Source organism: Streptosporangiales bacterium (assembly GCA_009379955.1).
Taxonomy (GTDB): Bacteria; Actinomycetota; Actinomycetes; order Streptosporangiales; family WHST01; genus WHST01.
The window spans coordinates 1-24,485 of sequence record WHST01000020.1 but is presented as its reverse complement, the minus strand read 5'-3'; the positions used below and the strand labels follow the sequence as shown (position 1 = coordinate 24,485).

General features: G+C 72.5%; 20 protein-coding genes and 2 pseudogenes. 7 read left to right on the top strand and 15 right to left on the bottom strand.

Annotated features, from left to right (window positions below; all coding sequences use genetic code 11):
- Positions 1-79: 79 nt before the first annotated feature.
- From GEV10_08595 to GEV10_08575, 5 genes and pseudogenes are all read right to left on the bottom strand, one after another.
- Complete coding sequence (locus GEV10_08595; protein ID MQA78522.1) at positions 80-847, bottom strand: ABC transporter permease; 768 nt, start codon at positions 845-847, stop codon at positions 80-82.
- Complete coding sequence (locus tag GEV10_08590; GenBank protein MQA78521.1) at positions 844-1,749, bottom strand: ATP-binding cassette domain-containing protein; 906 nt, start codon at positions 1,747-1,749, stop codon at positions 844-846. Before GEV10_08590 ends, GEV10_08595 begins: the two co-directional genes overlap by 4 nt.
- Before the next feature lie 29 nt (positions 1,750-1,778).
- The gene (locus GEV10_08585; protein MQA78520.1) at positions 1,779-2,372 is read right to left on the bottom strand and encodes an ATP-binding protein; all 594 of its coding nucleotides are present in this window, start codon (positions 2,370-2,372) and stop codon (positions 1,779-1,781) included.
- Between the two features lie 157 nt (positions 2,373-2,529).
- Positions 2,530-4,279: pseudogene (locus tag GEV10_08580) on the bottom strand (ATP-binding cassette domain-containing protein).
- Positions 4,280-4,409: 130 nt separating this feature from the next.
- Positions 4,410-6,059 carry an ATP-binding cassette domain-containing protein gene (locus GEV10_08575; GenBank protein ID MQA78519.1) on the bottom strand — a complete coding sequence of 550 codons (1,650 nt, stop codon included), beginning with the start codon at positions 6,057-6,059 and terminating at the stop codon, positions 4,410-4,412.
- Between the two features lie 312 nt (positions 6,060-6,371).
- Between GEV10_08575 and GEV10_08570 the strand changes: the two genes are divergently transcribed.
- Positions 6,372-6,914 carry a DUF1772 domain-containing protein gene (locus GEV10_08570; GenBank protein MQA78518.1) on the top strand — a complete coding sequence of 181 codons (543 nt, stop codon included), beginning with the start codon at positions 6,372-6,374 and terminating at the stop codon, positions 6,912-6,914.
- 71 nt (positions 6,915-6,985) lie between these two features.
- Here GEV10_08570 and GEV10_08565 read toward each other — a convergent pair whose 3' ends face one another.
- A complete protein-coding gene (locus GEV10_08565) occupies positions 6,986-8,545 on the bottom strand; it encodes an FAD-dependent oxidoreductase (protein MQA78517.1) in 1,560 nt (519 codons plus the stop codon).
- Between the two features lie 380 nt (positions 8,546-8,925).
- Between GEV10_08565 and GEV10_08560 the strand changes: the two are divergent.
- The 3 genes and pseudogenes from GEV10_08560 to GEV10_08550 all read left to right on the top strand — a co-directional run bounded on the left by GEV10_08560 (position 8,926) and on the right by GEV10_08550 (position 11,616).
- A pseudogene (locus GEV10_08560) lies at positions 8,926-9,597 on the top strand (UTRA domain-containing protein).
- Entirely contained in the window at positions 9,587-10,858 is a 1,272-nt protein-coding gene (locus tag GEV10_08555; protein ID MQA78516.1) for a hypothetical protein, read from the top strand. Before GEV10_08560 ends, GEV10_08555 begins: the two are co-directional and overlap by 11 nt.
- The gene (locus GEV10_08550; protein MQA78515.1) at positions 10,855-11,616 is read left to right on the top strand and encodes a sugar isomerase domain-containing protein; all 762 of its coding nucleotides are present in this window, start codon (positions 10,855-10,857) and stop codon (positions 11,614-11,616) included. The genes GEV10_08555 and GEV10_08550 overlap by 4 nt, the downstream gene beginning before the upstream one ends.
- Positions 11,617-11,634: 18 nt before the next feature.
- On the opposite strand, the gene GEV10_08545 is transcribed toward GEV10_08550, so the two are convergent.
- The 5 genes from GEV10_08545 to GEV10_08525 are packed head-to-tail and all read right to left on the bottom strand — an operon-like array spanning position 11,635 to position 16,296.
- Complete coding sequence (locus GEV10_08545) at positions 11,635-12,315, bottom strand: putative N-acetylmannosamine-6-phosphate 2-epimerase (GenBank protein ID MQA78514.1); 681 nt, start codon at positions 12,313-12,315, stop codon at positions 11,635-11,637.
- A complete protein-coding gene (locus tag GEV10_08540; protein ID MQA78513.1) occupies positions 12,312-13,244 on the bottom strand; it encodes a hypothetical protein in 933 nt (310 codons plus the stop codon). Before GEV10_08540 ends, GEV10_08545 begins: the two co-directional genes overlap by 4 nt.
- Positions 13,241-14,089 (bottom strand): ABC transporter permease subunit, encoded by an 849-nt coding sequence (locus tag GEV10_08535; GenBank protein MQA78512.1) that lies wholly within the window; start codon positions 14,087-14,089, stop codon positions 13,241-13,243. Before GEV10_08535 ends, GEV10_08540 begins: the two co-directional genes overlap by 4 nt.
- Positions 14,086-14,982, bottom strand: a complete 897-nt coding sequence (locus tag GEV10_08530; protein MQA78511.1) for an ABC transporter permease subunit — start codon at positions 14,980-14,982, stop codon at positions 14,086-14,088. Before GEV10_08530 ends, GEV10_08535 begins: the two co-directional genes overlap by 4 nt.
- A 3-nt stretch (positions 14,983-14,985) precedes the next feature.
- On the bottom strand, positions 14,986-16,296 hold the full coding sequence (locus GEV10_08525) for an extracellular solute-binding protein (protein MQA78510.1): 1,311 nt from the start codon (positions 16,294-16,296) through the stop codon (positions 14,986-14,988).
- Positions 16,297-16,575: 279 nt separating this feature from the next.
- On the opposite strand from GEV10_08525, the gene GEV10_08520 reads away from it, so the two are divergent.
- A complete protein-coding gene (locus GEV10_08520) occupies positions 16,576-17,427 on the top strand; it encodes a GNAT family N-acetyltransferase (GenBank protein MQA78509.1) in 852 nt (283 codons plus the stop codon).
- A 25-nt stretch (positions 17,428-17,452) separates the two neighbouring features.
- On the opposite strand, the gene solA is transcribed toward GEV10_08520, so the two are convergent.
- The 4 genes from solA to GEV10_08500 are packed head-to-tail and all read right to left on the bottom strand — an operon-like array spanning position 17,453 to position 22,134.
- The gene (gene solA, locus GEV10_08515; protein MQA78508.1) at positions 17,453-18,622 is read right to left on the bottom strand and encodes an N-methyl-L-tryptophan oxidase; all 1,170 of its coding nucleotides are present in this window, start codon (positions 18,620-18,622) and stop codon (positions 17,453-17,455) included.
- Position 18,623: 1 nt separating this feature from the next.
- Positions 18,624-19,883, bottom strand: a complete 1,260-nt coding sequence (locus GEV10_08510; GenBank protein ID MQA78507.1) for a succinylglutamate desuccinylase — start codon at positions 19,881-19,883, stop codon at positions 18,624-18,626.
- Positions 19,586-21,115, bottom strand: a complete 1,530-nt coding sequence (locus GEV10_08505) for a hypothetical protein (GenBank protein ID MQA78506.1) — start codon at positions 21,113-21,115, stop codon at positions 19,586-19,588. Before GEV10_08505 ends, GEV10_08510 begins: the two co-directional genes overlap by 298 nt.
- A complete protein-coding gene (locus GEV10_08500; protein MQA78505.1) occupies positions 20,626-22,134 on the bottom strand; it encodes an MFS transporter in 1,509 nt (502 codons plus the stop codon). Before GEV10_08500 ends, GEV10_08505 begins: the two co-directional genes overlap by 490 nt.
- Between GEV10_08500 and GEV10_08495 the strand changes: the two genes are divergently transcribed.
- Both GEV10_08495 and GEV10_08490 read left to right on the top strand, forming a co-directional pair.
- On the top strand, positions 21,953-22,723 hold the full coding sequence (locus GEV10_08495; GenBank protein ID MQA78504.1) for an FCD domain-containing protein: 771 nt from the start codon (positions 21,953-21,955) through the stop codon (positions 22,721-22,723). The genes GEV10_08500 and GEV10_08495 overlap by 182 nt on opposite strands.
- Positions 22,724-22,889: 166 nt before the next feature.
- Positions 22,890-24,290 (top strand): asparagine synthetase B, encoded by a 1,401-nt coding sequence (locus tag GEV10_08490; protein ID MQA78503.1) that lies wholly within the window; start codon positions 22,890-22,892, stop codon positions 24,288-24,290.
- Positions 24,291-24,485: the final 195 nt, after the last annotated feature.

Genomic DNA, 24,485 nt, shown 5'->3' with positions numbered 1-24,485 from the left:
CGTCAGGCGCCGGCCCGTGAGGGGCACCCTCACCGTGCCGTGACCCGGTCGGGGTGCCCCTCACGGGTGACAGCGGCCGTTACGTGACGTCGCGGCGGGTCGTGGTGGCGTACGCGGCGGCGCCGAAGACGGCCGCGTAGCCCGCGAGCAGGAGGGCGCCCGCCCACACCGGTAGCAGGGCGAGACCGGTCGACTCGCCGTACCGCACGACGGCGGAGCTCGCGCCGGTGAGCAGCCAGCGCCCGACCGGCGGGAACATCCCGACGAGCATGTTCTCGACGAGCTGCGTCCACACGACGACCGTGACGACGGCGACGACCTGGTTGCGCAGCAGTGCGCCCACCCCGACGCCGACGAGCGTGTACATCGCGTGGCTGAGTACCGCGCCGCCGAGGATGGCGGCGACGTCGCCGCGCAGCGGGCTGACGGGCTCCACGGCGACCAGCAGGGCGAGTTCGCCCGCACCGAGGCCGACCGCGGTCACGACGAGCCCGAACAGCCCGCCGAGCAGGAGGTACGTGAGGAGCTTGGCGGACACCACGCGGTACCGCCTCGGCGCGCCGAGGAACGTCTGCGTGATCGTCAGGTGCCGGTACTCGCCCGTGACCCCGAGGATCCCCAGGACGAGGGCGAGCACGCTGCCCGACGACGCCGAGGCGAGCAGCGCGTGCATCCCGGCTTCGGTGTCGAGGGCAGGCGTCATGGTGGCGTCGGCGATCTCGCGTCCCGCCAGCACCGCCGTCGCCGTGAGACTCACTACCGTCACGGCTGTCGCGACGACCAGCAGCACGAGGGGCACACGCGTCGACAGGGCCTTGCGGATCTCCGAGCGGACGAGGCGCCTCACGGGGCGGCCTCGGCGTCGGTCGACTCCAGGACGTCGAGGAAGACCCGTTCCAGCCCGGCGTCCTCGACGGCGAGCTCGCGCAGTGCGACACCGGCCTCCCGCGCGACGACCCCGACGTCGTCGCTCGTCGCGCCGTGCACCAGGAGGGTGTCGGGTCCGAGCCGCTCGACCTCGGCGCCCGCGCCCACCAGCGCGGCGGTGAGCGCGTCGGCCTGGACCGTGCGCACCCGGACGGACGCGGCCTCGCGGTCGGTGAGTTCGTCCATCGAGCCCTGCCTGACGAGCCTGCCCCGGTCGATGATGACGCCGGCGTCGGCGGCGAGCTCGACCTCGGCGAGGACGTTGCTCGACACCAGGACGGTGCGGCCGTCGTCGGCGAGCCGCCGGAGGTGGCCGCGCAGCCAGTGGATGCCGGCGGGGTCGAGCCCGTTCGCCGGCTCGTCGAGGACGAGGACACCGGGATCGCCGAGCAGTGCCGTCGCGAGAGCGAGCCGTTGCCGCGTGCCGGGGGAGAGCACGCCGACCCGGCGACCGGCGACCTCGGTCAGCTCGACGGTCGCGAGGCACTCGTCGACCCTGCCCTCGTCGATGCCCGCGGCGGACGCGACCACGCGCAGGTGGTCGCGGGCCGTGCGGCCCGGATGGAAGCCCGTCGCCCCCAGCGTGGCGCCGACCTCGCGTAGCGGTTCGGCGAGCTCGGCGTAGGTCGTGCCGCCGATCGTCGCCGCGCCCGACGTCGGCCGGACGAGGCCGAGCAGGCAACGCAGCGTAGTGGTCTTGCCCGCGCCGTCGGGCCCGAGGAACCCGACGACCTGACCGCTGGGGACGGTGAACGACAGGTCGTCGACCGCCGTGAGCGCGCCGAACACCTTGGTCAGGCGCTCGATCCTGATGTCCGTCACCCTGCGCTCCCCGCGCCCCCGCGCGAACGTCAGGCCATAGCTTGACAGACCGCCATGTCTGGTGCGCGGGTTGTGACGGAGATGGCACGCAGGCGGGTGGCGGCCGCGCGGTCGAACAGCACGCAGCTCGCGTAGCTCTCCGCTCCCGTGGGGTCGTCGGTGACGGCGTCGAGCAGCTCTCGCCAGCCTGCCGTGTGGTGCGCGAACCGCCGCGGGCTGACCTGGCGGTCCCTGGTGCGCTGGCCCGCCCAGGCGCGGGTGGGGTCGACGTCGAGGAGCAGGGCGTGCATCGGGCGCCCGGAACGCCGCGCGACGCGCCGGAGCCCGCGCCGCAGCCAGGTGTGCGTCCCGGTGTCGTGGATCAAGATCGTCCGGTCGGCCGGGCCGCGCACGGCCCGCACGATGCGCAGGTAGTGCAGGAGATGGACGAGCGGACGCCAGCACACGTAGGGGAGGAACCCGAGGCGGCGGCGCACCCGCCGCCGGATCTCGTCGGAGTCGAGTACCTCGATGTCGTCGTACGCGCCGGCTCGGCGAAGAGCCGGCGCAACAGCGTCGTCTTGCCGGCACCCGGCACGCCGGCGAGGAAGAGGACGCCACCGGGCGCGTAGACCAGCTCCCATGGTGGGCGCCGCCGACCGCGCAGGTCGACGGCGCCTTCGTGGCGTTCAGGGATGACGGAATCGACCACCAGCACGTGCGCCACGCCCCATCGTCGTTCGGGGTCCCCACCGGACAACGAAACGGAGGCGCGCAGAGATCCCGGGGCGCGTCCGGCGGTCAGCGTCGGCCGGGACGCGCCGCGCTCCACGCGGACCACAGGGCTGCGTAACGGCCGCCCGCCGCGACGAGGTCGTCGTGCCGCCCGGACTCGACGATCCGCCCGTCGTCCATGACGACGATGCGGCCGGCGTTCGCGGCCTGCGTCAGCCGGTGGGCGACGACGATCGCCGTGCGGCCCTCGAGCGCGTCACCGGCGGCTGCCTCGAGCGTGCGGGCACCCGCGCTGCCCGCCTCCGCGGTGGCCTCGTCGAGGATCGCGACGGACACGCCGGTGAGGACGAGGCGCGCGAGGGCGAGCTGCTGCGCCTGGGTCGCGGTGAGCCGGTGGGCGCCCTCGCCGACGACCGTGTCGAGCCCGTCGGGCAGGCCCTCCACCCAGGCGAGGGCGCCGACACGGTGCAGGACCGAGCGCAGCCGCTCGTCGTCGGCGCCGGGATCGGCGAGGGTGAGATCGTCGCGGACGGTGCCCGCGAACACGTGCACCTCCTGGGTGACGAGCGCCACCTGAGCCCTGGTGGCGGGTCGCGCCGAGGTCTCGCAGGTCGACGCCGCCGAGCTCGACACGACCGGAGGTCGGCACGTGGACGCCGGCCACGAGCTTGGCGAGCGTCGTCTTGCCCGCCCCGCTGATGCCGACCACGGCGACGCGCTCGCCGGGAGCGATCGTGAGGTCGACGCCGTGCAGCACCTCGTGATCCGGGACGTACGCGTGACCGACACCGGCGACCGTGACGGACGAGTCCCGCGGCCGGGGCGGCGCAGGCGGCTCCTCGACGTCGGGGATGTCGTCGACCCCGACGAGACGGGCGAACGCGCTGCCCGCGCGCTGAGCCTCGTCGAACAACCCGAGCAGGATGTTGATCGGGTCGAACAGCCGGTGGAAGTACAGGGCGGCGGCGGCCGCCGCGCCGATCGTCGCCGAGTCGGCGCGCACGAGGAAGAAGCCCATGACGAGGATCACGGCGAGACCGACGAACTCGGCCAGGTTGAGCCGGCCGAAGAACCTCGTCTGCAGCCGCACCGTGCGCAGGACGTACGCCATCGCTCCCGCGGACCGCTCCCGCACCTTGTCGGTGTGCCGGTGCCCGAGCCGGTACGCCCGCACCGTGGCGGCGCCGCCGACGGTCTCGAGGAGCTGCTGGGCGCGCTCGCCTTCGGCGACCCGTTCGGCGGCGTAGAGGGGACCCGACCTGCGCAGGTACCAGCGCAGGGTGTGGAGCTGGATCGGCACGGCCACCAGCCCGGCGATGGCGAAGCGCCAGTCGAGCACGCCGAGTCCGACGACCGTCAGGCCGATGGTGAGCACGGCGTTGGCGAGCAGCGGCAGCACCTCGCGCACCGCGGTGCCGATGACGGCGACGTCGCCGCCGACCCGGGAGAGCAGGTCACCGGTGCCCGCCGCCTCGACGCGTTCGAGCGGCAGCCGGAGCACCCGGCGGACGACGCGTTCGCGCAGGGCGGCGAGCGCGGTCTCGCCGAGCCGGGCGACCAGCGCGTTGCCGAGCGCGGTGAAGCCGCCCTGGGCGAACGCGGCGACGACGAGGAGCCCGGAGAGGTACGCGACGGCGGCGGTGCCCTCACCGGCGACGACCACGTCGACGATGCGGCCGAGGACCGGCGGCACCAGGAGGCTCGCGACGGTGGCGGCGACGAGCACCAGGGTCGCGACGGCGAGGCCGAGCCGGTGGGTCCTGAGCAGCTCCACCGCCGCCCGACCGCAGCGCGCCGTGGTCGCGGTGGGCAGCAGCGTGCGCTGCCTCCCGGACTCGGTCACGAGCCGTCCTCCAAAGTGAGCATCGCAGCGGTTCGGAGGGCACAGCGCGACCAGCCGTCCGCCGAGCGAGGAGCGGAGCGGCGGAGGGCGGCGGGAAGCACGGTCATGCGAGCACCAGATGCCTGTACGCCTCGTCGTCCGCCAGCAGCTCGGCGTGGGTGCCCTCGCGGCGGACGACACCCCCGTCGAGGACGACGACGCGTTCGGCGATCGCGAGCAGTGCGGGGCTCGTGGTGACGATGACGGTGCTCCTGCCGGTGCGCATGCGGCGGACACCACTGCCGATGCGGGCCTCGGTGACGGCGTCGACGGCTGTCGTGGGCTCGTGCAGGACGAGCACGCGGGGGTCGGCGGCGAGTGCGCGGGCGAGTGCGACCCGCTGCCGCTGGCCGCCGGACAGGCTCCTGGCGCGCTCGGTCAGCCAGGTGTCACTGCCGTCGGGCAGGGCCTCCATCACCTGGTCGACGTCCGCGGCCTCGACCGCCTCCTTGACCGTGTCGTCGTCGGCGCCCGCGGCGGCCACGTTGTCGGTCACGGTCCCCTCGAACAGGTCGGCGTCGTGCCAGGCGACGAGCAGCGTGCCGTGGACGTCGACCACGTCGAGGCCGGCGAGGGTCTCGCCGTCGAGCTCGATCGACCCGCGCGCGGGTTCCGCGCCTCGGGCCATCACGGAGAGGAGGGCGGTCGCGTCGGCGGGATCGGACGTCACGACGGCGACGATCTCGCCGGCGCCCACCTCGAACGTCGTGCCCGCGAGGCCCTCGTGGTGCAGGTCCCGGACGCGCAGCCCGCCCTCGCCAGGGGGGAGCGGGACGCCCGCGCCGCCGGAGACGGCGTACGGCGCCGAGAGGACCGCGGCGACGCGCGCGGCGGACGCCCTGGCCCGCGCGTAGCCGGCGCCGAACATGCCGAGTCTCGACATCGGGCCGAGCAGGAACTGGGCCAGCCCGACCGACGCGACGAGGTCGCCGACCGTGATCTGGCCGGATACCGCGAGCCGACCGCCGACGAACGTGACGGCGGCGATGAACAGCGCGGTCAGGCAGATGGTGACGCCGTCGTAGACCGCCTCCGCCCGCGCGGAACGTACGTTCGCCGCGAGCGACGCGCGACTCGCCGACCGGTACCTCGCGCCCGCGGTCGCCTCCGCGCCGATGCCCTTGAGGATCCGCAGCCCGCCGACGAGGTCGGTGGCGACGCCGGACGCGTGCGCCATCGCGGCCTGCTCGACGGCCGTCAGCCTGGCGAGCGGCTTGCCGAGGACGTGGATGAGCGCGAGCAGCGGTGGTGCGCCGACGAGGACGACCAGCCCCAGGGGCACGGAGATGCGCAGCAGCGCGACCGCGGTGACGGCGAGGGCGGTGAGCGCGCCGCCGAGGACGGCGAGGACCTGGATCAGCGCGCCGACCTGGCGGGCGTCGGTGGTCGCGGTGCTCAGCAGCGCGCCGGGCAGCTGGACGCGTTCCGCACCGCCGCGCGGGTGCAGGACGCGGCGGGTGAGCGCCAGCCGGAGCTCGTGCGCGGTGCGTTCGACGGCCCGGGTGCCGAGGCGTGCGCCGAAGCGGAACGCGAGGGACAGGGCGAGGAAGAGCACCGCGAGCACACCGATCCAGCCGGCCAGCGCGCCGGTGGCGCCCGAGGCGACCGCGCGGTCGATGACGAGGCCGATGACGACGGGTACCAGGGACTCGAGCGCCTGGTGCGCCATGATCAGCAGCGTGCCGGGCACGGCGAGGCGTGCCTGCCCGGTCATCGTCCGGCGGATGACGGAGCCGGCGGTCACGCGGGAGAGGTCGCCGGCGTCGGCGGGGCGGTCGGGCACCGGGTCAGCCTAACTTAGGCTTACCTAACCTGATGCCCCCCGTCCCCGCGACTGCGAACGGCCGCCATGGCGTCCACGCCCCGACCCTGGACGATGTCGCATGTTTCTGCGCCTCTCGGCCATGGAAAGTCCCGCAGTCGGACGGTTTGCTGTCCTCATGACAACAACGACAGGTAGCTGGACGCCGGGACTCTCCGGCGGGACGTGTTCATCGTGAGCGGGTTCGGCCAGCCCTCCGGGCCAATGCAGAGGGACAGTCGGATGCCGATCCAGAAGGAGAGTCGGATGCGAGGTCCGGACCGGTGGTGGACGGCGGTGGCCGCGATCGCCGCAGGGGTCAACGCCGGAGTGTTCTTCGACTTCTCCTTCGTCGTCATGCCGGCGGTGCGTGAGCTGCCGGCCGCGCAGGGGATCGCCGCCATGCGGGCCCTCAACGGCACCGCGGTCACCCCGCCCCTCATGCTGCTGATGTACGGCACCGCCACGCTGTGCGTCGTGCTCATCGTGCGGGCGGCCATGAGGTGGAGGAACGGGTCCGCGCCGTGGATCCTCGCCGCGGCATTCGCGTTCCTGCTCGCCGCGGTCGTCATCACGTTTGCGGGTAACGTCCCGATCAGTGCGTCGATCGACGCGCTCGACCCGTCGACGGCAGGTGCGTCGGCACGGTGGGACGACCTGTACACCCAATGGGTCTGGTTGAACCACGCACGGATCCTGACCTCGATCGCCGCCGCCGTCGGATTCGCCCTCGCTCTGCGCCCCCGCGCCGGCGCGCCTCGTCGATGACGCCTCCGGTCATCCGCGTCCGCCCAGGGCGGTAGCCCTCACGGCATTCGAGGGAAGGTCAGGCAGGAACCTCACCTGCCGACAGCCGCGGGCAGGTCGAGGTCGCGGAGGATGCGCTGGGCCGCGTTGTGTCCCGCGGCGCCGATCACCGAGCCGGCCGGGTGGCAGCCGGCGCTCCCCGCGTACGTGCCGGGGACGCCGGTCGCGTACGGCATCCGGTCGGCGAACGCGATCGTGTTGTCGACGTGGAAGATGTTGCCGCCGGTGATGCCGAAGTGCGACTCGATCCGCGGCGGCGGCAGGGCGAAGACGTCGGCGACGAGGGCGCTGGTGTCGGGGGCGTAGCGGTCGCACAGGGCGAGCAGCCGGTCTACGTAACCCGGCAGCGCGTCGTCCCAGGTCGTGCCCGCCAGGGCGTAGGGGACGGTCTGCACGAACAGGGCGCTCGAATGGTGCCCGGCCGGGTCCATGAGGGAGTCGTCGACGGTCGTGTGGACGTACCACTCGATCGGCGGGGCGTCGGGCAGTCGGCCGGCGCGGACGTCGTCCCACATCTGCCGCAGCGCGGCGAGCGGCCGCTCCTCGGGCAGCAGGTGGACCGTCGCGCCGAACGGGCTCGGCGCGCCGTCCGGCAGGCAGCGCAGGTGGGGGAGGTCGCGCAGCGCGAGGTTGACCTTGAGGGTGCTGCCCGGCCGGCGGATGCGGTCGAGCCGCTCGGTCAGGTCCGCGGGCGCGGCGTCGCCGAGCAGGCCGTGCAGCCGGAACGGGTCGCAGCACCCGAGGACGACGCCCGCGTCGATCTCGGTGCCGTCGGCGAGCGTCACGCCGGTCGTGGTGCCGCCCGACGTGCGGACGCCCGCGACGGCCGTGCCTGTCGTGATCTCCGCGCCCGCCCCGCGCGCGGCGTCGGCGAGCCGCCCGGTCACGGTGCCCATCCCGCCGCGGACGATCATCCAGGTGCCGTCGGAGCCGGGCAGTCGGCACATGTTGTGGACCAGCAGGTTGTGGCCGGTGCCGGGTGAGTCGGGACCCGCGTACGCGCCCGTGAGCGCGTCGGTGACGACGTACATCGCCTTCAGCAGCTCGCTGGCGAACCCGAACCTGTCGAGGTACGCGGTGGCCGACCCGCGGCACAGGTCGACGAACGTCTCGCGCAGCGCCGGCCGGATATGGCGCTCGGCGGTGTCCTCGACGGTGAGCGGCTCCGCGAGCCAGGCGGGCGCGAGGTCGTCCCGCAGGGCGGCGAGCTCGGCCTGCAGCGCCTGGTCGGCGGCCCAGTCGGCGGGGGAGAAGAACTCCTCCATCTGCCGCCGCGCCGCCGCGGCGTCGGTGCCGATCGAGAGGTGCGCCGATCCGGTCGTGGCCACGAAGTAGTGCGGATCCCGGCGCAGGACCGGCAGGTCGACGCCGAGCAGCCGGATCAGCTCCGGCGGCATCAGCCCGAGCAGGTACGCGCCGGTCGACTGCCGCAGCCGAGGGACCTTCGCGAACGGCCGCTCCGTCCGGGCCGCGCCGCCCACGACGTCGCGTTCCTCGACGACGGTGACGGACAGGCCGGCCCGGGCGAGCAGGGTCGCCGCGACGAGCCCGTTGTGTCCCGCTCCGATGACGACGACGTCCACGCGTGGCATGGCCACACCCTAGGTGCGCCGGGGTCCCCGGCAGGGGTGGGAGCCACAGCCGGGGTCCCCAACGGTGCCGGGAGTACCCGCCGGGGTCCCCAGCGGTGCCGGGAGTACCTGCTGGGGTCCCCAGCGGTGCCGGGTTCCGCGGTTGGACCACTTCGACGGTCATCGGGGGCGGGATCGGTGCTCCCACAGGGGAGTGGCGCCGTGACAGTGCTCGACTGGTCTGCTCCCGATGCGTCCCGGGGCTCGCGTGAGGGACGCTTTGCTGGTTGGCTGAGTACCTGACGTGACGGTGACCGGGAGCGCGCGTGGAGGCGAAGCAACGACCGAGTCGGGTCGTCGAGATCCGTGCGCGGCTGCTCGACCTCGTCGAGCGCCTTCCCGTCGGCAGCGCACTGCCGGGGGAGCGCGGTCTCGCCGAGCAGTGGTCGGTCGCGCGCATGACGCTGCGCCGCGCCGTCGACGAGCTCGTGCTCGACGGCCTGCTCGAACGGCGGCACGGCAGCGGCACGTACGTCGCGCAGCCGAAGGTCTCCCGACCGCTCGGCCTGCTGTCGTTCTCCGCCGACATGCGCCGGCGTGGGCTGGCGACCCGCTCCCGGGTCGTGGAGCTGCGCCACGTGCGCGCGACGGTGAAGGTCGCGAGGCAGCTGCGCATCCCCGTCGGCGACGACGTCGTGCGCCTGACGCGGGTGCGTCTCGTCGACGGCACTCCGATGTGCGTCGAGGCGCTCAGCATCCCCGGTCAGCTCGTGCCCGGGCTCGCCGAGGACGAGCTGAGCGGTTCCTGGTACGAGCTGCTGCGCCGCAGGTACGGCATCGAGGTGCTCACCGGCAGCCTCACCGTCGAGCCCGTACTGCCCGACCCGTCCGACGCTGAGCTGCTGGAGATCCCGCTCGACCAGCCCTGCCTGAAGAGCACCGTCGTCACCTACGACCGCAGGGGCCGGATCATCGAGCAGGGCACGTCGGTGGCGCGCGGTGACCGGTACCGGCTGGCGGTCGAGCTGCATCCGGAGTTCGGGCCGCGTCACCAGGTGCGTCATGGCGTCTGACGCCGCACCGATCGCGGTCGGCCACGCCACGGTGGTGCTCGACGTGCCGGACGGCACGCGCCTGGGCGGGTACGCCGACCGCGAGGGCGGCGCGGCCGGTTCCCTCGACCCGCTCGAGGTCGGCGTCGTGACGATCGGCGCGGGGACGCGCAGGTTCGTGTGGGCCGTCGCCGACCTGCCCTGCGTCACCGCCGACCTGACGGCCGCGACGCGGGCGGCGGTGGTCGACACCGTGCCGTCCTGCTCGCCGGAGACCGTATGGCTCTCGGCCACGCACACCCACGCGGGCCCCGATACCGGTTGCCATCCGGGCGACGGACCCACGCCGGCTCCGTGGCACACGGTGATCCCCACCACCGTCGCCGCGGCCGTGTCGGACGCGGTGCGCGCGGAGTCGCCCGCGCGGCTGGTCGTGCGGCACGGCGAGCTGGCCGACGTGGCCGGTCAGCGCAGCGGTCCTCGGCCGCGCAGGTCCGTGCCGTTCTCGGTGATCGAGGTACGTGACCAGGAACGTACGCGCGGCCTCGTCGTCGTGCTGCCCGTGCACCCGACGGTGCTCGACGCGGGCAACCGCGCCACGAGTGCCGACCTGCCCGGTGCGGTACGCCGGGCACTCGGCACGTCGCTCGGCGCGGCGTGGTGCGTCGTCGCGACGGGCGCGGCGGGCGACGTGAGCACCAGGCCGCACCGCCGGGCGCAGACGCCGGCGGAGCTGCGTCGGCTCGGCGACCTCGTCGCCTCGCAGGTCGCGGAGCTGCTGCACGCACCGCCCGACGCGGTCGTCGGCGACGGTACCGTCGCCGCGGCGTCGAGCCGGGTAGCGGTGGCGCCGCGCACCGACACCGGGCCGCCGGAGCCGTTGGCGGAGCTCGAACGCCGGATCGGCGAGCTGCCCGAGGGATCGCCGCAGCGGCGCACGGCGTACACGCGGTGGCAGGGCGCCCTGCTGGCCGACCGCGCGCGGTCGGTGCGCGACCCGCGGTGTGCGACGGGCGTGGTGTCGATCGGTGACCTGCGGCTCGCCGCGCTCGGCGGCGAGCCGTTCCTCGACCTCGCGGACGGCTGGCGGGCGCGGGCCGGTCGCGGCGCCGTGCTCGTCGGCTACACCAACGGGTATCTCGGGTACCTTCCCACCCGAGACGCGTACGCCTCGGTCGAGTACGAGGTGCTGATCAGTCCGTGCGGACCAGGGGCCGCGGAGGCGGCCCTGGCCGAGTGCGGCCGACTGTTGGAATCGCTCCAGACGAAGGATGTGACATGACTGACTTCCCCGACCAGACCACGGCCGTCGGCATCATGCGGCAGGCGATCGAGCGCGTGGTCACGACGCAGCGGGAGTCGGTGTCGGCCGCCGCGAGGCTGTGCGCCGACGCGCTGGCGTCCGACGGAGTCCTCCAGGCCTTCGGCACCGGACACTCGCAGTCGTTCGCCATGGAGATCGCGGGACGGGCGGGCGGGTTCGTCGCCGCGAACAAGCTCGCCCTCAAGCAGCTGGTGATGGCCGGCAAGGCCACGCCCGACGAGATCGTCAACCCCGAGGCCGAGCGCAACGTCGAGTTCGCGCAGCGACTGTGGGCGCTCCACGAGATCAGCCCGGCCGACGTCTTCCTGATCGCCTCCAACTCCGGGGGCAACGCCACCTCCGTCGAGATCGCGCGGCTGGCCAGGGAGAACGGCAACGGTGTCATCGCGGTCACGTCCGTACGCCACAGCTCGTCGATCACGTCGACGCACCCGTCAGGCGCGCGGCTGATGGAGGTCGCCGACGTGGTCGTCGACAACTGCGGCGTCGTCGGCGACTCCGAGGTCGAGCTGCCCGGTGGTGCGACGATCACGCCGAGCTCGACCGTCACCGGGGCACTCATCGCGCAGATGATCGTCACCGAGGCCAGCGGCCTCCTGCTGGCCCGCGGCGCCGAGGTGCCGGTGCTCACGTCGGTGAACGTCCCGGACGGCAAGGCCCGCAACGACGCCCTGCAGGCCCGCTACGGCACCAGGGTCATGCAGAACGAGCCCTGATCCCGCGGACACGACGACTCAGTTCCGCGGCACCGCGGCGCCGGCGAGGCGGCGGGTGATGGCCATCGGGTTCGTCACCGCCGTGCCCACCACGACGGCGTACGCGCCGGCGGCGAGTGCGGCGGCGACGTCGGCGCGGGTGCGGTAGCGGCCCTCGGCCACGACGGGGCAGTCGAGCCGCTCGGCGAGCAGGGCCACCAGGTCGACGTCCGGTTCGTCGGGGGCAGCGCGCTGCGCCGTGTACCCGGACAGCGTCGAGGCCACCAGGTCCGCGCCGGCGGTACGGGCGCGCTCGCCGTTCTCGATCGTGTCGACGTCGGCCATCACCGGGACGCCGAGGGTCTCGTGGATCGCCGTGACGTGGTCGCGCAGGCTGCCGCCGTCCGGCCGCTCCCTGGCGGTGCCGTCGATCGCGACCATGGCGGCGCCCGCGTGGACGACGGCCAGCGCGGCCTCCGGTGTGGGGGTGATGAACACACCGCCCGGGTCGCCCCGCTTGTCGATGCCGATGACCGGCAGCTCGGTGACGGCGCGGATCGCCGCGATGTCCGCCGGTCCGTTCGCCCTGATGCCCGCAGCGCCGCCGGCCTCCGCCGCCCGTGCCATCAGCGCCATCGTCTCCGGCCCGTGCAACGGGTTCGGCGGCTTGGCCTGGCAGGACACGAGCAGCGAGCCTCGTGCGAACGGAAGACTCGTCATCGGGCGCGACCCCCTTCGTGATGGACGTGGACGAGCGGGAGGTAGGGCCCGATGTCCGCGGCGGCGGCGAGCCGGCAGGCACCGGCGAGCGCGTCGCCCGCGGGCTCGACGAGTTGCAGCCTCGGCCGGGTGGCGAGCCGCTCGACGAACGCCTGGTGCAGCGCGGGTGCGCGGAACCAGCGGCCCGTGCCCGCGACCGGCACGGGCTCGTCAGGTACGACACGTGCCGCGGCCGTGGCGGATCTGACGAGGTCGGCGGCGGCGTCGTCGATGATCGCGGTCGCTACCTCGTCACCCGCGGACGCCGCCGCGTCGACGTCGACGGCGAACGCGGCGGTCTCCGCGACGACCGTGAGGGAGGCGTAGAGCCGCTGGGTCATGGCCCGGTGCGGGCCGTACCTGCGTTCCGCCGCCTCGGACAACGCCGTGGCGGGACCGCGCCCGTCGAGCGCGCGCAGGGTCGCGGCGATCCCCGCCCTGCCTGCGGCGAACGCGCTGCCGTCGTCGCCGAACAGGTGTCCTCGCGCATCCACCGGCTGCAGTGCCCCGCTGCGCGCGTCGACGCCGAGGCAGGCGACGCCGGTGCCCGCCGCCACCACGACGCCGTGGCCGTCGGGCAGCGCGCCGAGGTGCGCGGTGACCATGTCGGCGCAGAGCCTGACCTCCGCGGCGCCGAGGACGCCGGCGACGGCTCGTGCGAAGTCGGCGCGCCTGGTCGGGTCGCTCGGCGCACCGGTGAGGCCGAGCGCGACGACCGCGGTGGGTGCCGGACGGCCTACCTCCTCCCAGCACAGCGTGATCGCGGTGAGCTGCTCGCCGTAGGGGTCGCCATGGAAGTAGCTGAAACCCTCGCGCTCGGCGTGGAGCGAGGTGCCCGCGACCGCGAGCCGCAGCGTGCTCTGCCCGCCGTCGACGCCGACGATCGTCATCGGATCCCGGCCGTCATGGCCACGCCCTGCACGAACCGCTTCTGCAGGGTGAGGAACAGCAGCAGGGTGGGCAGCAGGGCGAGGATCGCGGCGGCCATCATCATCGGGATGCCCGCGGCGCCGAGGTTGTTGGCCTGCATCGCCGAGAGCCCGACCGGCAGCGTGGTGTGCGCCTCGTCCGAGCCGACCAGCAGCGGCCACAGGTGCGAGTCCCAGTTCGTCATGAAGATGAACAGCGCCAGGGCGGCGAGTGGGCCGCGGACGAGTGGCATGACGATCCGTACCAGGGTGCGGAGCTCGCCGGCGCCGTCGATGCGCGCCGCCTCGAGCAGCTCGTCGGGCACCTGCGTCATCGCCTGCCGCATCAAGAAGATGCCGAACGCGCTGGTGCCCGCGGGGACGATCAGCCCGGCGAAGCTGTTCACCCAGCCGAGGTCGTAGACGAGCGCGTACAGCGGGACGTAGATGACCTCGAGAGGCACCATCGCGGTGGCGAGGACGACGACGAACGCCGCGTTGCGTCCCGGGTAGCGGTACTTGGCGAACGAGTAGCCCGCGAGCGTGCAGGTGAACACGTTGAGCGCGGTGACCGCGACGCCGACCACCGCGGAGTTGAGGTAGAACCGCGCGAACGCCGTCTCGGTGAACGGCAGCAGGATGTTGGACCACTGGAACGGGTCGGGCAGCCAGCGCAGCGGCACGCTCAGCACCTGACCCGCCGGCTTCAACGCGGACAGCACGGCGTACACGAGCACGGCCGCGAACATGACGCCGCCGGCCGCGACGACGAGCCAGCCGAGCACGCGCCCGGTGACCGCGGCGGGGTGCGACGAGCGCGGCATCATCGGTCGTCCCGGCGGAAGAGCCGCAGCTGCAGCAGGGTGAGGAGCAGCAACAGGAAGAACATCAGGACGGCGACGGCGGACGCGCGTCCCATCCGAGCGTTCTCGAACGCGGTCTTGTACACGTACAGGTTGACGACCTCGGTGCCGAAGCCGCCTCCGGTCATGACGTACTGCGCGCTGAACGCCTGGAAGCCGCGGATGACCGCCATGATCGAGCAGATCGCGGTCGTCGGCTTGAGCATCGGCAGCGTGACGTGGACGAACCGCTGCCATGCCGAGCAGCCGTCGACGACCGCGGCCTCGTACAGGTCCTCCGGGATCGCGCTGAGGCCGGCGAGGAACAGGATGAGGAAGAAGCCGGTCTCCTTCCATACGCTCATCAGCACCAGACCCCACTTGGCGGTCGCGGTGGTCGTCAGCCAGTTGAGGTCGAGGCCGAAGGTCTGGTTGAGCAGGCCGTCGGGCTGCAGGACGAGCCGCCAGATGACCGACACCGCCACCCAGCTCATCGCCACGGGCACGAAGTAGAGCAGCCGGACGGCGCCCGCAGCGGGCATGCGGGACCTGAGTACGAGCGCGAGCCCGAGCGCGAGGCAGACCGACGGCACGTACGTCGCGGCGACGTAGAACAGCGAGTTGAGGATGACGCGGTGGAACTCGCTGCTGCCGAGCAGGAACTCGAAGTTCCCCGCACCCACCCACTCCGGGGGCGCCGTCAGCGAGTAGTCGAAGAGGCTGAGATAGAAGACGCGCAGCGCCGGCCAGATCGCGAACGCGAGGAACAGCACCAGCGCGGGCACGGCGAGGATCGCCCCGACGGCGTCACGTCTCGCGTCGAGGCGGCGTCTCGGCCCCGCCTGCCCGCGCGGCACGGCACTGCTGGTCGCTGCCACCGGCTACTCGATGGACGACTGGATCTGGGTGTTCGCCTGGTCGAGCGCCCGCTGGGGCGCGACACCGTCGAACACGACCTTGTCGATGGCGGCCTTCAGCGCGTCCTGGACCTCGCTCCAGTGCGGGCACACCTGGTCGAACTTGCCGTTGGTATACGCCTTGGCCCACGTGTCGTAGTCGTCGAGCTCCTTGGCCGGCTTCGACTCGGTCCAGCCCTGCTGGCCCTGGATGAACCCGACATCGCTGAGCCAGGCGTCGTGCTTGGTGGAGAGGAACGCGATGAACTTCCAGGCCGCCTCCTGTTCCTCCGACGCCTTGTTCACCGCCCAGTCGTAGCCGTACCAACGGATCACCGGCTTCGCGACGTCGACCTGGGGGAGCGGCACGACGCTGAGGTCCTTGTAGACATCGGGGTTCGAGTCCGCGATCTGCGGCATCGACCACGGGTAGACGATCGCCATCGACTGCTTGCCGGTGGCGAGGTCCTGGTACGGCGCCGTCGCCTCGCGGCTCGCCTTGTGCGGGTCGGCGATCTTGTCGTTGCGGGCGAGGTCGGCCCAGATCTGCATCGTCGCCACGGACTTCGGCTGGTTGACCGTCGCCTTGTCGCACGACCCGTTCGCGATGCTGCCGCCCGTCTGGTTCAGCAGCGTCTGGTACATCTGGCTGTACCAGCCGGAGTGGATGTAGTTGAAGTTGAACGACTGCCCGTGCCCGGCGGCGACGAGCTTCTTGCCGTACGCGGATACCTCGTCCCACGTCTTCGGCGGCTTCTTCGGGTCGAGACCGGCGTCGCGGAAGTGCTTGGTGTTGATGGCGAAGGCCGTGCTGTTCAGCTCGCTCGGCACTCCGTAGAGGGTGCCTTTCGCGTCCTTGGCGCCGTCGAGGACGCCCGCGGCGTAGCCCTTCTCCAGCTCCTCGACCGAGCCTTTGCCGAACGCCTTGGGATCGACGGGCGCGAGGAGGTTCTTCGGGATGTACTCGCCGCGCAGTGCGTTGTCGTCCATGTTGATGACGTCGGGCCCGGTGCCGTTGGACAGCGCCGTCAGCATCTTCGTGCCGAACTCGGTGTTCGGGATGGTCTGGTACTCGACCGTGACGTTCGGGTTCGCCTTCTCGTACTGTGCGATGAGCGTCTTGTTCAGCTCGATCATCGGCGGGTGCGTGTGGGTCCAGAACGTCAGCGTGACGTCGCCGCCGTCGGAGCCACCGTCACTGCCACCGCCGCACGCCGCGACTCCGGCCGTGCACGCGAGGGCCGCCACCACGGCGACCAGTCGACGTCGGTGCGCTCTGCCCATTGCCTGGCCCATGCCTGCTCCCGGGGGGATCGCCGAGTGGAGTCCGTGTCGGGGGTCCACCCGGCTCGCACGATCGCGGATGCCAGAACTCAACACCGGTACGGCCCGGCCGGGAAGGGTCTTCGGCAGATCCAAGTAGACCAGTGCTCAGGGCTCTCGCCGTCCGGAACGTTGCACCGGCGGGACATCGGAGGCATTCCCGCGGCGAAGTGGTCCACTGGTCCAGAGTCGCAGCGGAACCCGGTTGAGTCGGCACCGGGAGCCGGGCAGTATCACGTCATGCGATGCGACGTGACCGACGACCCAGCCGCGTTCTGGGCCGCGACGGCGGAGTTCCTCACCGCCGACCCGGTGCTGAACAGCGTGGTGTCGACGATCGTCGTGAAGCGCGCCACCGGCGAGGTCGTCGACGCGGCGCCCAGCACGTACGTCGCCGTGCGCGATGCGGCGGGCCCGGTCGTCGGTGTGGCGGTACGGACCCCGCCCTACGTCGCCGTCCTCACGACCATGCCTGCCGAGGCGGTGGCCCTCGTCGCCGCGGCCATGGCCGACGCGGGGCACGACCTGCCCGGCGTCAGCGGTCCCGCCGACCTCGCACGTGACTTCGCCGAGCTGTGGTGCGCGGACGGTCACCGGTCGTACGAGGTGACGATGGCGGTGCGCCTCCACGTTCTCGGTGAGCTGACGTCGCCCACCGGCACGCCCGGCCGCGCCCGCCCCGCGTCCGTCGCCGACCAGGCCCTGCTGGGCACCTGGTCGTGGGCGTTCCGGCAGGAGTCCGATCCGGCGAACGGCGCCGACGAGGAGTCGACGCGGGGCGACGTCGCGCAACGCATCGCGACGGGCTGCGCGTACGTCTGGCTCGACGACACCGGTGACGGCGAGGAGGTCGTCTCGTACGTCGGCCACTCGCCGCTCGTCGCCGGCGTCGCGCGGGTCGGTCCGGTCTACACGCCGCCGGAACGCCGCGGCCGCGGCTACGCCAGCGGCCTGGTGGCCGACGTCACCCGCCGGCTGCTCGACCAGGGAGCATGCGACGTCTGCCTGAACACCGACCTGGCCAACCCGACCTCGAACAAGATCTACGCGCGACTCGGCTACGAGCCCCTCACCGACACTACCGCCTACGCCTTCCACCCCTGACCCCGTCGAGGCGGTGCGCGTTCGGCTAGAGCACGGTGAAGTCGCCCGGCGGCGGTCCCAGGGGGCGAGCCGGGTCGAGCTGGGGGATCGGTGGGGTGCCGGCCGCGCCCAGGGCGGTGTCGGCGCCCAGCTCGCCGAACGCCGGGGCGAGCTTGAAGCCGTGCCCGGAGAACCCCGCGAGCACGGTGACGCGGTCGCTGCCCGGCAGCCGGCCGACGAGCGCGTGGTGGTCGGCGGTGTATCCCTCCATGTACGCGCTCACGCGGGTCGGGTCCGGGTAGACCTGCGGCAGCAGGCGACGTGCGGTGTCCCTGAACTTCTCGAGCTCCGCCACAGTGACCGTTCGATCGAGCGCGCGGGGGTCGTCGACCGGGAGGTTGTCCTCGTAGGACAGGCCGAGCTTCAGCCCCGACCCGTCGGTGGCGGGCAGACCGTAGCAGTGCAGGGGCGTCAGGCGGATGAAGACGGGGCAGCGGTCCGCGCGGAACAGCGACGGGTCGCGGGCGGGGAACCACGCCTGCACCGGCCGGCGGACGTGGATGGTGCCGGCCGCGTAGCCCAGGCGTTCGAGCAGCTCCATGGCCCACGGGCCCGTCGACACCACCGCGTGGTCGAAGCGTTCCTCGCCGGCGTCGGAGCGTACGACCACGCCGCGGTCGTCGGGTTCGACCGCCGTCACCCGCGTGTACCTGTGGACGGTGGCGCCGAGCGTCTCGGCGCGCAGTCCGGCGTGGAGCACCGCGAGCTCGGGACGCAGCAGCCCCGCGTCGCGGTCGAGCACCACCGCGTCGTCGTCCTCGAACGTGTGCTGCGGGTAGCGGCTGCGCGCCGCCGCGGGTGTCAGCTCCTCGACGTCGAGGCCGTACGACTCGACCGACGTCCTGATGTTGCCCATCTCGGCCGTCGCGCCCGACCCGATGGTGAGCACGCCGCCGAGGTGGAGCAGGTCGGCGCCGGTCTCCGCCTCGAGCTCGCGCCACAGGGCACGTGCACGCTGCAGCAACGGCACGTAGTCGGGTGACTCGAGGTACGCGGTGCGGAAGATGCGGGTCTCACCGCCGTGCGCGCCGCGGTCGTGGCCGGGGCTGTACTGCTCGAACCCGGTGACCGTTGCCCCGCGGCGCGCGAGCTGCCACGACGTCATCGCGCCGATCGAGCCGAGCCCGACGACCGCGATCCTCGGTCCCGATGCCATGTCAGGCACCTCCTCGCTTCGCCAGCCCGAGCAGCAGGCCGTCGGCCACGACGGCCGGGCTGGACGTGACGAACAACGGGACGCCCGCGACCGGCGCGACCACCTCGTGCCGCCCGTCGCCGAGGACGTCGCTGACGACGCCGAGCAGGTCGCCCTTCTCGACCTGCCGGCCGACGCCGACGGCCGGCTCCCACCAGCCGGCGTCCGGGGTACGCAGCCAGGCCCAACCCGCGTGCTCCTCGGGCACGGGCACGCCCGTCGGTGCGTGCTCGGTCATGCCGAGGTGGCCGAGGACGTTCGCGAGCCCGGCGAGGTGGATCTCGACGGCGGCGCGGTCGAGGATGCCGTTCTGCCCCGCCTCGGCGATGATCGCGGGGACACCGGCGTCGGCCGCGGCCGCGCACGAGCTGCCGCCGACCGTACGAGCCGCCGCGCTCTGCCGCACGATATGGCCGACGCCGTACGCGAGCGCGAGCCCGCGGGCGGCGTCGTCGACGGGCGACTCGTCGTAGATGGTGAACGGCTCCAGCGCCTCGGGCAGGTCACCCGCGTGCAGGTCGAGGAGGTAGTCGGTGCCGGACATGAACGCCGTGAACAGGTGGTGGGCGAGCGCCTGGGTGTAGCCGCCGTCCGGGTCGCCGGGGAAGCAGCGGTTGAGGTTCTCGCCGTCGACGGGCACGACGAACGGGGAACGCGCCCAGAACGCCGGCAGGTTCAGGACCGGGACAGCGGTCACGCGCCCCGCGAGCGTCCGCGGGTCGAGCGTCGCGACGAGCTCGCGCACCGCGGCGATCGAGGTGTACTCCGTGCCGTGCACACCCGCCACGACGGTGAGGTGCGGACCGGCGCGGTCGCCCCTGATCTCGGCGTACGGCACCGCCAGCGGCTCGCCGGGCAGCGCATCGATGGTCAGGGTGTGGTGCGTCGTCACGGATGTCCTCCCAGGAGGTCGGAATGGAGCGTTCAGTCGACTGCGAGCAGACGGAGCGGGTTGACCCTGGTCATGCGGTGGACGGCCTCGTCGCCCATCCGCGCGGCGAGGGCGGGGAGCACGTGCCTGGCGAGGTGGGCGTAGCCGGGGCCGCCGTACCGCAGCAGCCCCGTCCGCATACAGATGTCCTGCGACAGCAGGAGCCTGTCGGCGTGACCGCGCCGGACCAGCTCGGCGACCGCGTCGGCGCGCGTCTCGTCGTCGGAGAGGTAGCGGCCGGCGAACCGGAACGTCGGCGCGCGGCCGAAGAGGTCGAACTCGGCGTAGCAACCGCGGTCGAGCAACGCGGTCAGGGACGCGAGGTCGGGTGTCGCGTCGACGTGGCTGACGGCGACCCTGGCGAGGTCGGCGCCGGCGTCGGCGAGGACGTCGAGTGCCTCGTGCGTGTGCGGGGAGCCCGGCTCGATGTGGACGTTGACGGCGAGACCGGTGCGCGCGGCGACCGCGCCCCCGGCGCGCAGGGTGCGGCGCTCGACGTCGCCGAGGTCATGACCCACACCGAGCTCGCCGATCACCCCGATCGTGCAGCCGTCGACCCCCTCGTCGACCTGGCGCGCCCAGCGTTCGGTGAGCGACTCGACGGACTCGTCGCGTTCGTCCCGCGACAACGAGCCCGGCAGGTACCGTCCGACCGCGACGACCGCGTGCAGCCCGGCGAGCTCGGCCGACCGCGTGGAGAGTCTCGGTTGCGGGAAGAGGCCCTCCACGGTCAGGTCGACGACGAGCTGGCCGCCGGTCTCCCCGACCGGACGCAGCTCGGTCGCGGCGAGATACCAGTCGGAGAGCACGAGGTTCTCCCTGACCGAGGCCTGCGGCCGGTGGCGGATCTCGTCGAGCAGGTCAGGCCCGACGCGTACGCCGGGCGGGTCGAGCGCCTGCGCCTCGCCCTCGCCGTGCCACCGGGCGCGCAGGTCGCACGACACGTGCTCGTGCGGCAGCGTGTAACCGTCGCCGGGTCGCAGCCGTCGCGCACCACGCGACGTGCGGACGGTGAAGCCGTCGTCGTCCGGCCTCACGCGCCGTCTCCCTCGGCCGCGGTTGCCGTCGCCGTCGCGACCGTCGGCCCCTTGGCATGCCGCTCGCTCGTCTCCGGCATGCGCAGGAACACGACCGCGGACACGACCTGCAGCACGATGACGTACGCCGCGATCCAGATCGCCTTGTCGAGCGAGACGAGCTCGGTCGTGATGAGCGGTGCGGTGCCGCCGAACAGCGCGGTCGCGATCGCGTAGGGGACACCGATGCCGGTGGCACGCAGGTTCGCCGGGAACTGCTCGCAGAACGCCGCGGCGAGGTTCGCCTCGATACCGGTGAGCAGCACGATGCCGATCACGCTCGCGACGACGTACGCAGCCAGGCTGCCGCTGCTCGCGAGCGCGAAGAGCGGGAAGGCGAGCACGACGAACCCGATCGCCTCGACGGCCATCGGCTTCTTTCGCCCGAACCAGACGTCGGACGCCCAGCCGACGAGGGGGAGCAGGATGACGAACAGGCCGAGACACGCGGTGTTGACGGCGAGGGTGGTCGACAGCGACAGGCCGCCGGTCAGGTGCCCGAACGTCGGGAGGTAGACGGTCCACAGGTAGAAGCAGACGGTGCCGCCGACACTCATCCCGATGATGCGCAGCAGCGCACGCGGGTGCTCCCTGATCGCCTGCCGCAGCGGCCGTCGCACGACCTTGCCCTCGTCCTTGACGGCCTCGAAGGCGGGCGTCTCGTCGACCGCGAGGCGCAGGATCAGGCCGGCCAGGGCGAGCAGGCCGCCGAGGCCGAACGCGAGCCGCCATCCCCACGCGGCGGCGTCACCGGTGAACCACTGGCTGATGATCGACGACGTGCCGCTGCCGAGCAGCGTGCCGAGGCCGATGCTCACCAGCTGCATGGAGCCCACGAGGCCGCGGCGGTCGGGGCGGGCGTGCTCGACGATGAACGCCGAGCTGGTGCCGAACTCGGCGCCCGCGGACAGCCCCTGCAGGCAGCGGGCGAGGAGCAGGATCGCCGGTGCGGCGATGCCGATCGTCTCGTAGGTCGGCGTCACCGCGATCAGGATGCTGCCGCCGCCCATCAGCAGCACCGTGACCGCGAGCATCGTCCGGCGCCCGACGCGGTCGGCGATGGGGGAGAGCAGGATCCCGCCGAACGGCCGGACGAGGAAGCCGAGCGCGAAGGTCAGCAGGGTGGAGAGCAGGGCCGCCGTGGGGTCGGAGGCGGGGAAGAACTGCGTGGCGAAGACCGGCGCGAGCAGTCCGAAGATGCCCCAGTCGTACCACTCGACCATGTTGCCGAACGAGCCGGCGAAGATCGCTCCACGACTGCCCTGACGGGCTCCGGTCGAGGCCATGGTTTCCCCTCGGTTGTCGGGATGTCTGACAATCCTCCTCGCGTGGCGTACTGTCAAGACTTCGCCGGACGAGGAGGCCCGGGTGTCAGACAGGGGACGGGTGTCACGGGAGGTCCTGGTCCCGCCGGCGTCGCGCACGCTCGTCGACCAGGTGGCGAGCCAGCTGCGGCTGGCCATCATGAAGGGTTCGCTGCCGGCGGGGGAGCACCTCGTCGAGGTGCGACTCGCCGCCGAGCTGCAGGTCGGCCGGAGCACGATCCGTGAGGCCCTGCAACGGTTGGCGGCGAGCGGCCTGGTCGAGGTGGTCCCGCATCGGGGCCACCGGGTGCGCGCCTTCGGCGACCGCGACGCCGCAGAGATCTGCGAGGTGCTCGGTCTGCTCGAGGCCCATGCGGCGCGACGCCTCGCCGCACCCCTCGACCCCGCCGTGGCCGCCCGGCTGCGCGAGACCGCGGGACGCATGGCGTCGCTGCGCTTCCCCGACGACCTCGAACGCTTCATCGAGCTCGATCGTGCGTTCCACGGCATTCTGATGGAGGTGGCCGACCAGCGGTGGCTCCACCAGGCGTGGCGGAGCCAGGAGCCACTGCTCGGCCCGTTGCTGGTGACGTTGACGCGGCGCGGCACGGGCTCGGGAAGCGTGCAGGCGCAGCGACATCTCGAACTCGTGGCTGCGGCGGAGTCCGGTGACGGGGAGCGGCTCGCGCAGGCGTGTCTGCGCCACTACCACCTGTCGTCCTCGGGCGAGGCACCTGCGCCGTTGTGTTGACGACAACGGTTCGTTCACGCACTGCAACACCCCGTTCGGCGACCAGGTACGATGGGGCCCGTTCTGTTCGCGATGGTGTTGAAGGACGTGTTCGCACGTGTGTGGGCTTGCTGCCCTACTCCCAGTCCATTCCACCGACCCCGAGTCGCTCGACGATCTTCCTGATTTGCTCGACGACGCGCTCGACCGCTTATCGCATCGGGGTCCTGACGGCGTCGGCACGCACCGCGTAGCCGACCACAACCTCGTCGGTCACCGCAGGCTCGCCATCATCGACCCGGCGCACGGCCATCAGCCGCTCGTCAGCCCGTCCGGTGACGCGCTCGTGGCCAACGGCATGATCTACAACGACACGGCGCTGCGCGGCCAGCTCGGCGAGCACCGTTACGACACGGGGTCCGACAGCGAGTCGATCCTGCATGCCGTACGTCGCTGGGGTGCCGGCGCGCCGGCCAGGCTCGACGGCATGTTCGCGTTCGTCTACGTCGCGAACAACCGCGTCATCGCGGCGCGCGACCCGCTCGGCAAGAAGCCGCTCTACCGCGTGCGCATCGGCGACGTCGAGGGGTTCAGCAGCGAGGTCAAGGCGTTCGACGGCGTCGCGGACGAGATCACCGAGTTCCCCCCGGGTCACGTCTACGACAGCGATCGTGGCCTGATGCGCTACTACGACGTGCCCGACACCGATCCCGTCGACCGTCCCACCGCGCAGGTCGTCCGCGACTTACGCGAGGTGCTCGAGGCCGCGGTGGTGAAGCGGCTGCGCAGCGACGTGCCCCTCGGCGCACTGCTCTCCGGCGGGCTCGACAGCTCGTTGGTCTGCGCGCTCGCCCGGCCGCACGTCGATGAGCTCCACACCTTCGCGGTCGGGTTGCCGGGCACCGAGGACCTGCGCGCGGCACGCGTCGTCGCCGACCACCTCGGCACGATCCACCACGAGCTCGTCGTCGACCCCGACGACGTCGTCGGCACGATGCCCGACGTGATCTGGCACCTCGAGAACGCCGACATCAACAGCGTCAGATCGGCTGTCATGACCTGGCAGGTCATGGCGTTCGCGTCCGAGCACGTCACCGTCGTGCTCACCGGTGAGGGCGCCGACGAGCTGTTCGCCGGCTACGCCTACCACGGCTCGTACGACCCCGACGAGAAGCTGCACGCCGAGCTGCGCCGCTCGCTGCAGTCGATGCACAACATCAACCTGCAGCGCGTCGACCGGATGTCGATGTCGCACGGCGTCGAGGCGCGTGTCCCGTTCCTCGACAAGGCCGTCATCGCCGAGGCGATGGAGATCCACCCCCGGCTGAAGCAGCTCGCTCCCGACGGCGAGCCGGTCGAGAAGTGGATCCTGCGCGCGGTCGCCTCCGACCTGCTCCCGGACGAGATCCTCTGGCGCAAGAAGGCTCAGTTCGACGAGGGCACGGGCATGACCACCCTGCTGCCGAGCTTGGCCGCCGCCGAGTCGATGGGCGAGAGTGAGTGGTACGCGAGCATGCTCGACAAGAGGTTCGAGAACCCCGAGCAGGTGCGTGCGGTGGCCGGCACCTGGACCGACGACCGGGTCTGACGCCCAGGGTGCGTCTCCAAGCGGCGTGCGTAGCCCGGACAGTCGTTTGGAGACACGCCCTAGATGAGTGATTCCTTGAAGGGCCTGGGCGCGTCGTGGCCGTGGATGTGGGGGAGGGTGTTCATGTTCGATGTGTGAGCAAAGATCTGAACACCCTCCTGACCGCACTGTACGTGTTGATCGACGATCACGTGG

Coding starts and splice junctions, on each gene's coding strand:
- GEV10_08555 (MQA78516.1), top strand. CDS start 9,587: ATGGCGTCTGACGCCGCACCGATCGCGGTCGGCCACGCCACGGTGGTG.
- GEV10_08550 (MQA78515.1), top strand. CDS start 10,855: ATGACTGACTTCCCCGACCAGACCACGGCCGTCGGCATCATGCGGCAG.
- GEV10_08575 (MQA78519.1), bottom strand. CDS start 6,059: ATGACCGGGCAGGCACGCCTCGCCGTGCCCGGCACGCTGCTGATCATG.
- GEV10_08585 (MQA78520.1), bottom strand. CDS start 2,372: ATGGGAGCTGGTCTACGCGCCCGGTGGCGTCCTCTTCCTCGCCGGCGT.
- GEV10_08570 (MQA78518.1), top strand. CDS start 6,372: ATGCAGAGGGACAGTCGGATGCCGATCCAGAAGGAGAGTCGGATGCGA.
- GEV10_08565 (MQA78517.1), bottom strand. CDS start 8,545: ATGCCACGCGTGGACGTCGTCGTCATCGGAGCGGGACACAACGGGCTC.
- GEV10_08495 (MQA78504.1), top strand. CDS start 21,953: ATGGTTTCCCCTCGGTTGTCGGGATGTCTGACAATCCTCCTCGCGTGG.
- GEV10_08500 (MQA78505.1), bottom strand. CDS start 22,134: ATGATGGCCAGCCGCAGCTGGCTCGCCACCTGGTCGACGAGCGTGCGC.
- solA (MQA78508.1), bottom strand. CDS start 18,622: ATGGCATCGGGACCGAGGATCGCGGTCGTCGGGCTCGGCTCGATCGGC.
- GEV10_08545 (MQA78514.1), bottom strand. CDS start 12,315: ATGACGAGTCTTCCGTTCGCACGAGGCTCGCTGCTCGTGTCCTGCCAG.
- GEV10_08540 (MQA78513.1), bottom strand. CDS start 13,244: ATGACGATCGTCGGCGTCGACGGCGGGCAGAGCACGCTGCGGCTCGCG.
- GEV10_08535 (MQA78512.1), bottom strand. CDS start 14,089: ATGATGCCGCGCTCGTCGCACCCCGCCGCGGTCACCGGGCGCGTGCTC.
- GEV10_08525 (MQA78510.1), bottom strand. CDS start 16,296: ATGGGCCAGGCAATGGGCAGAGCGCACCGACGTCGACTGGTCGCCGTG.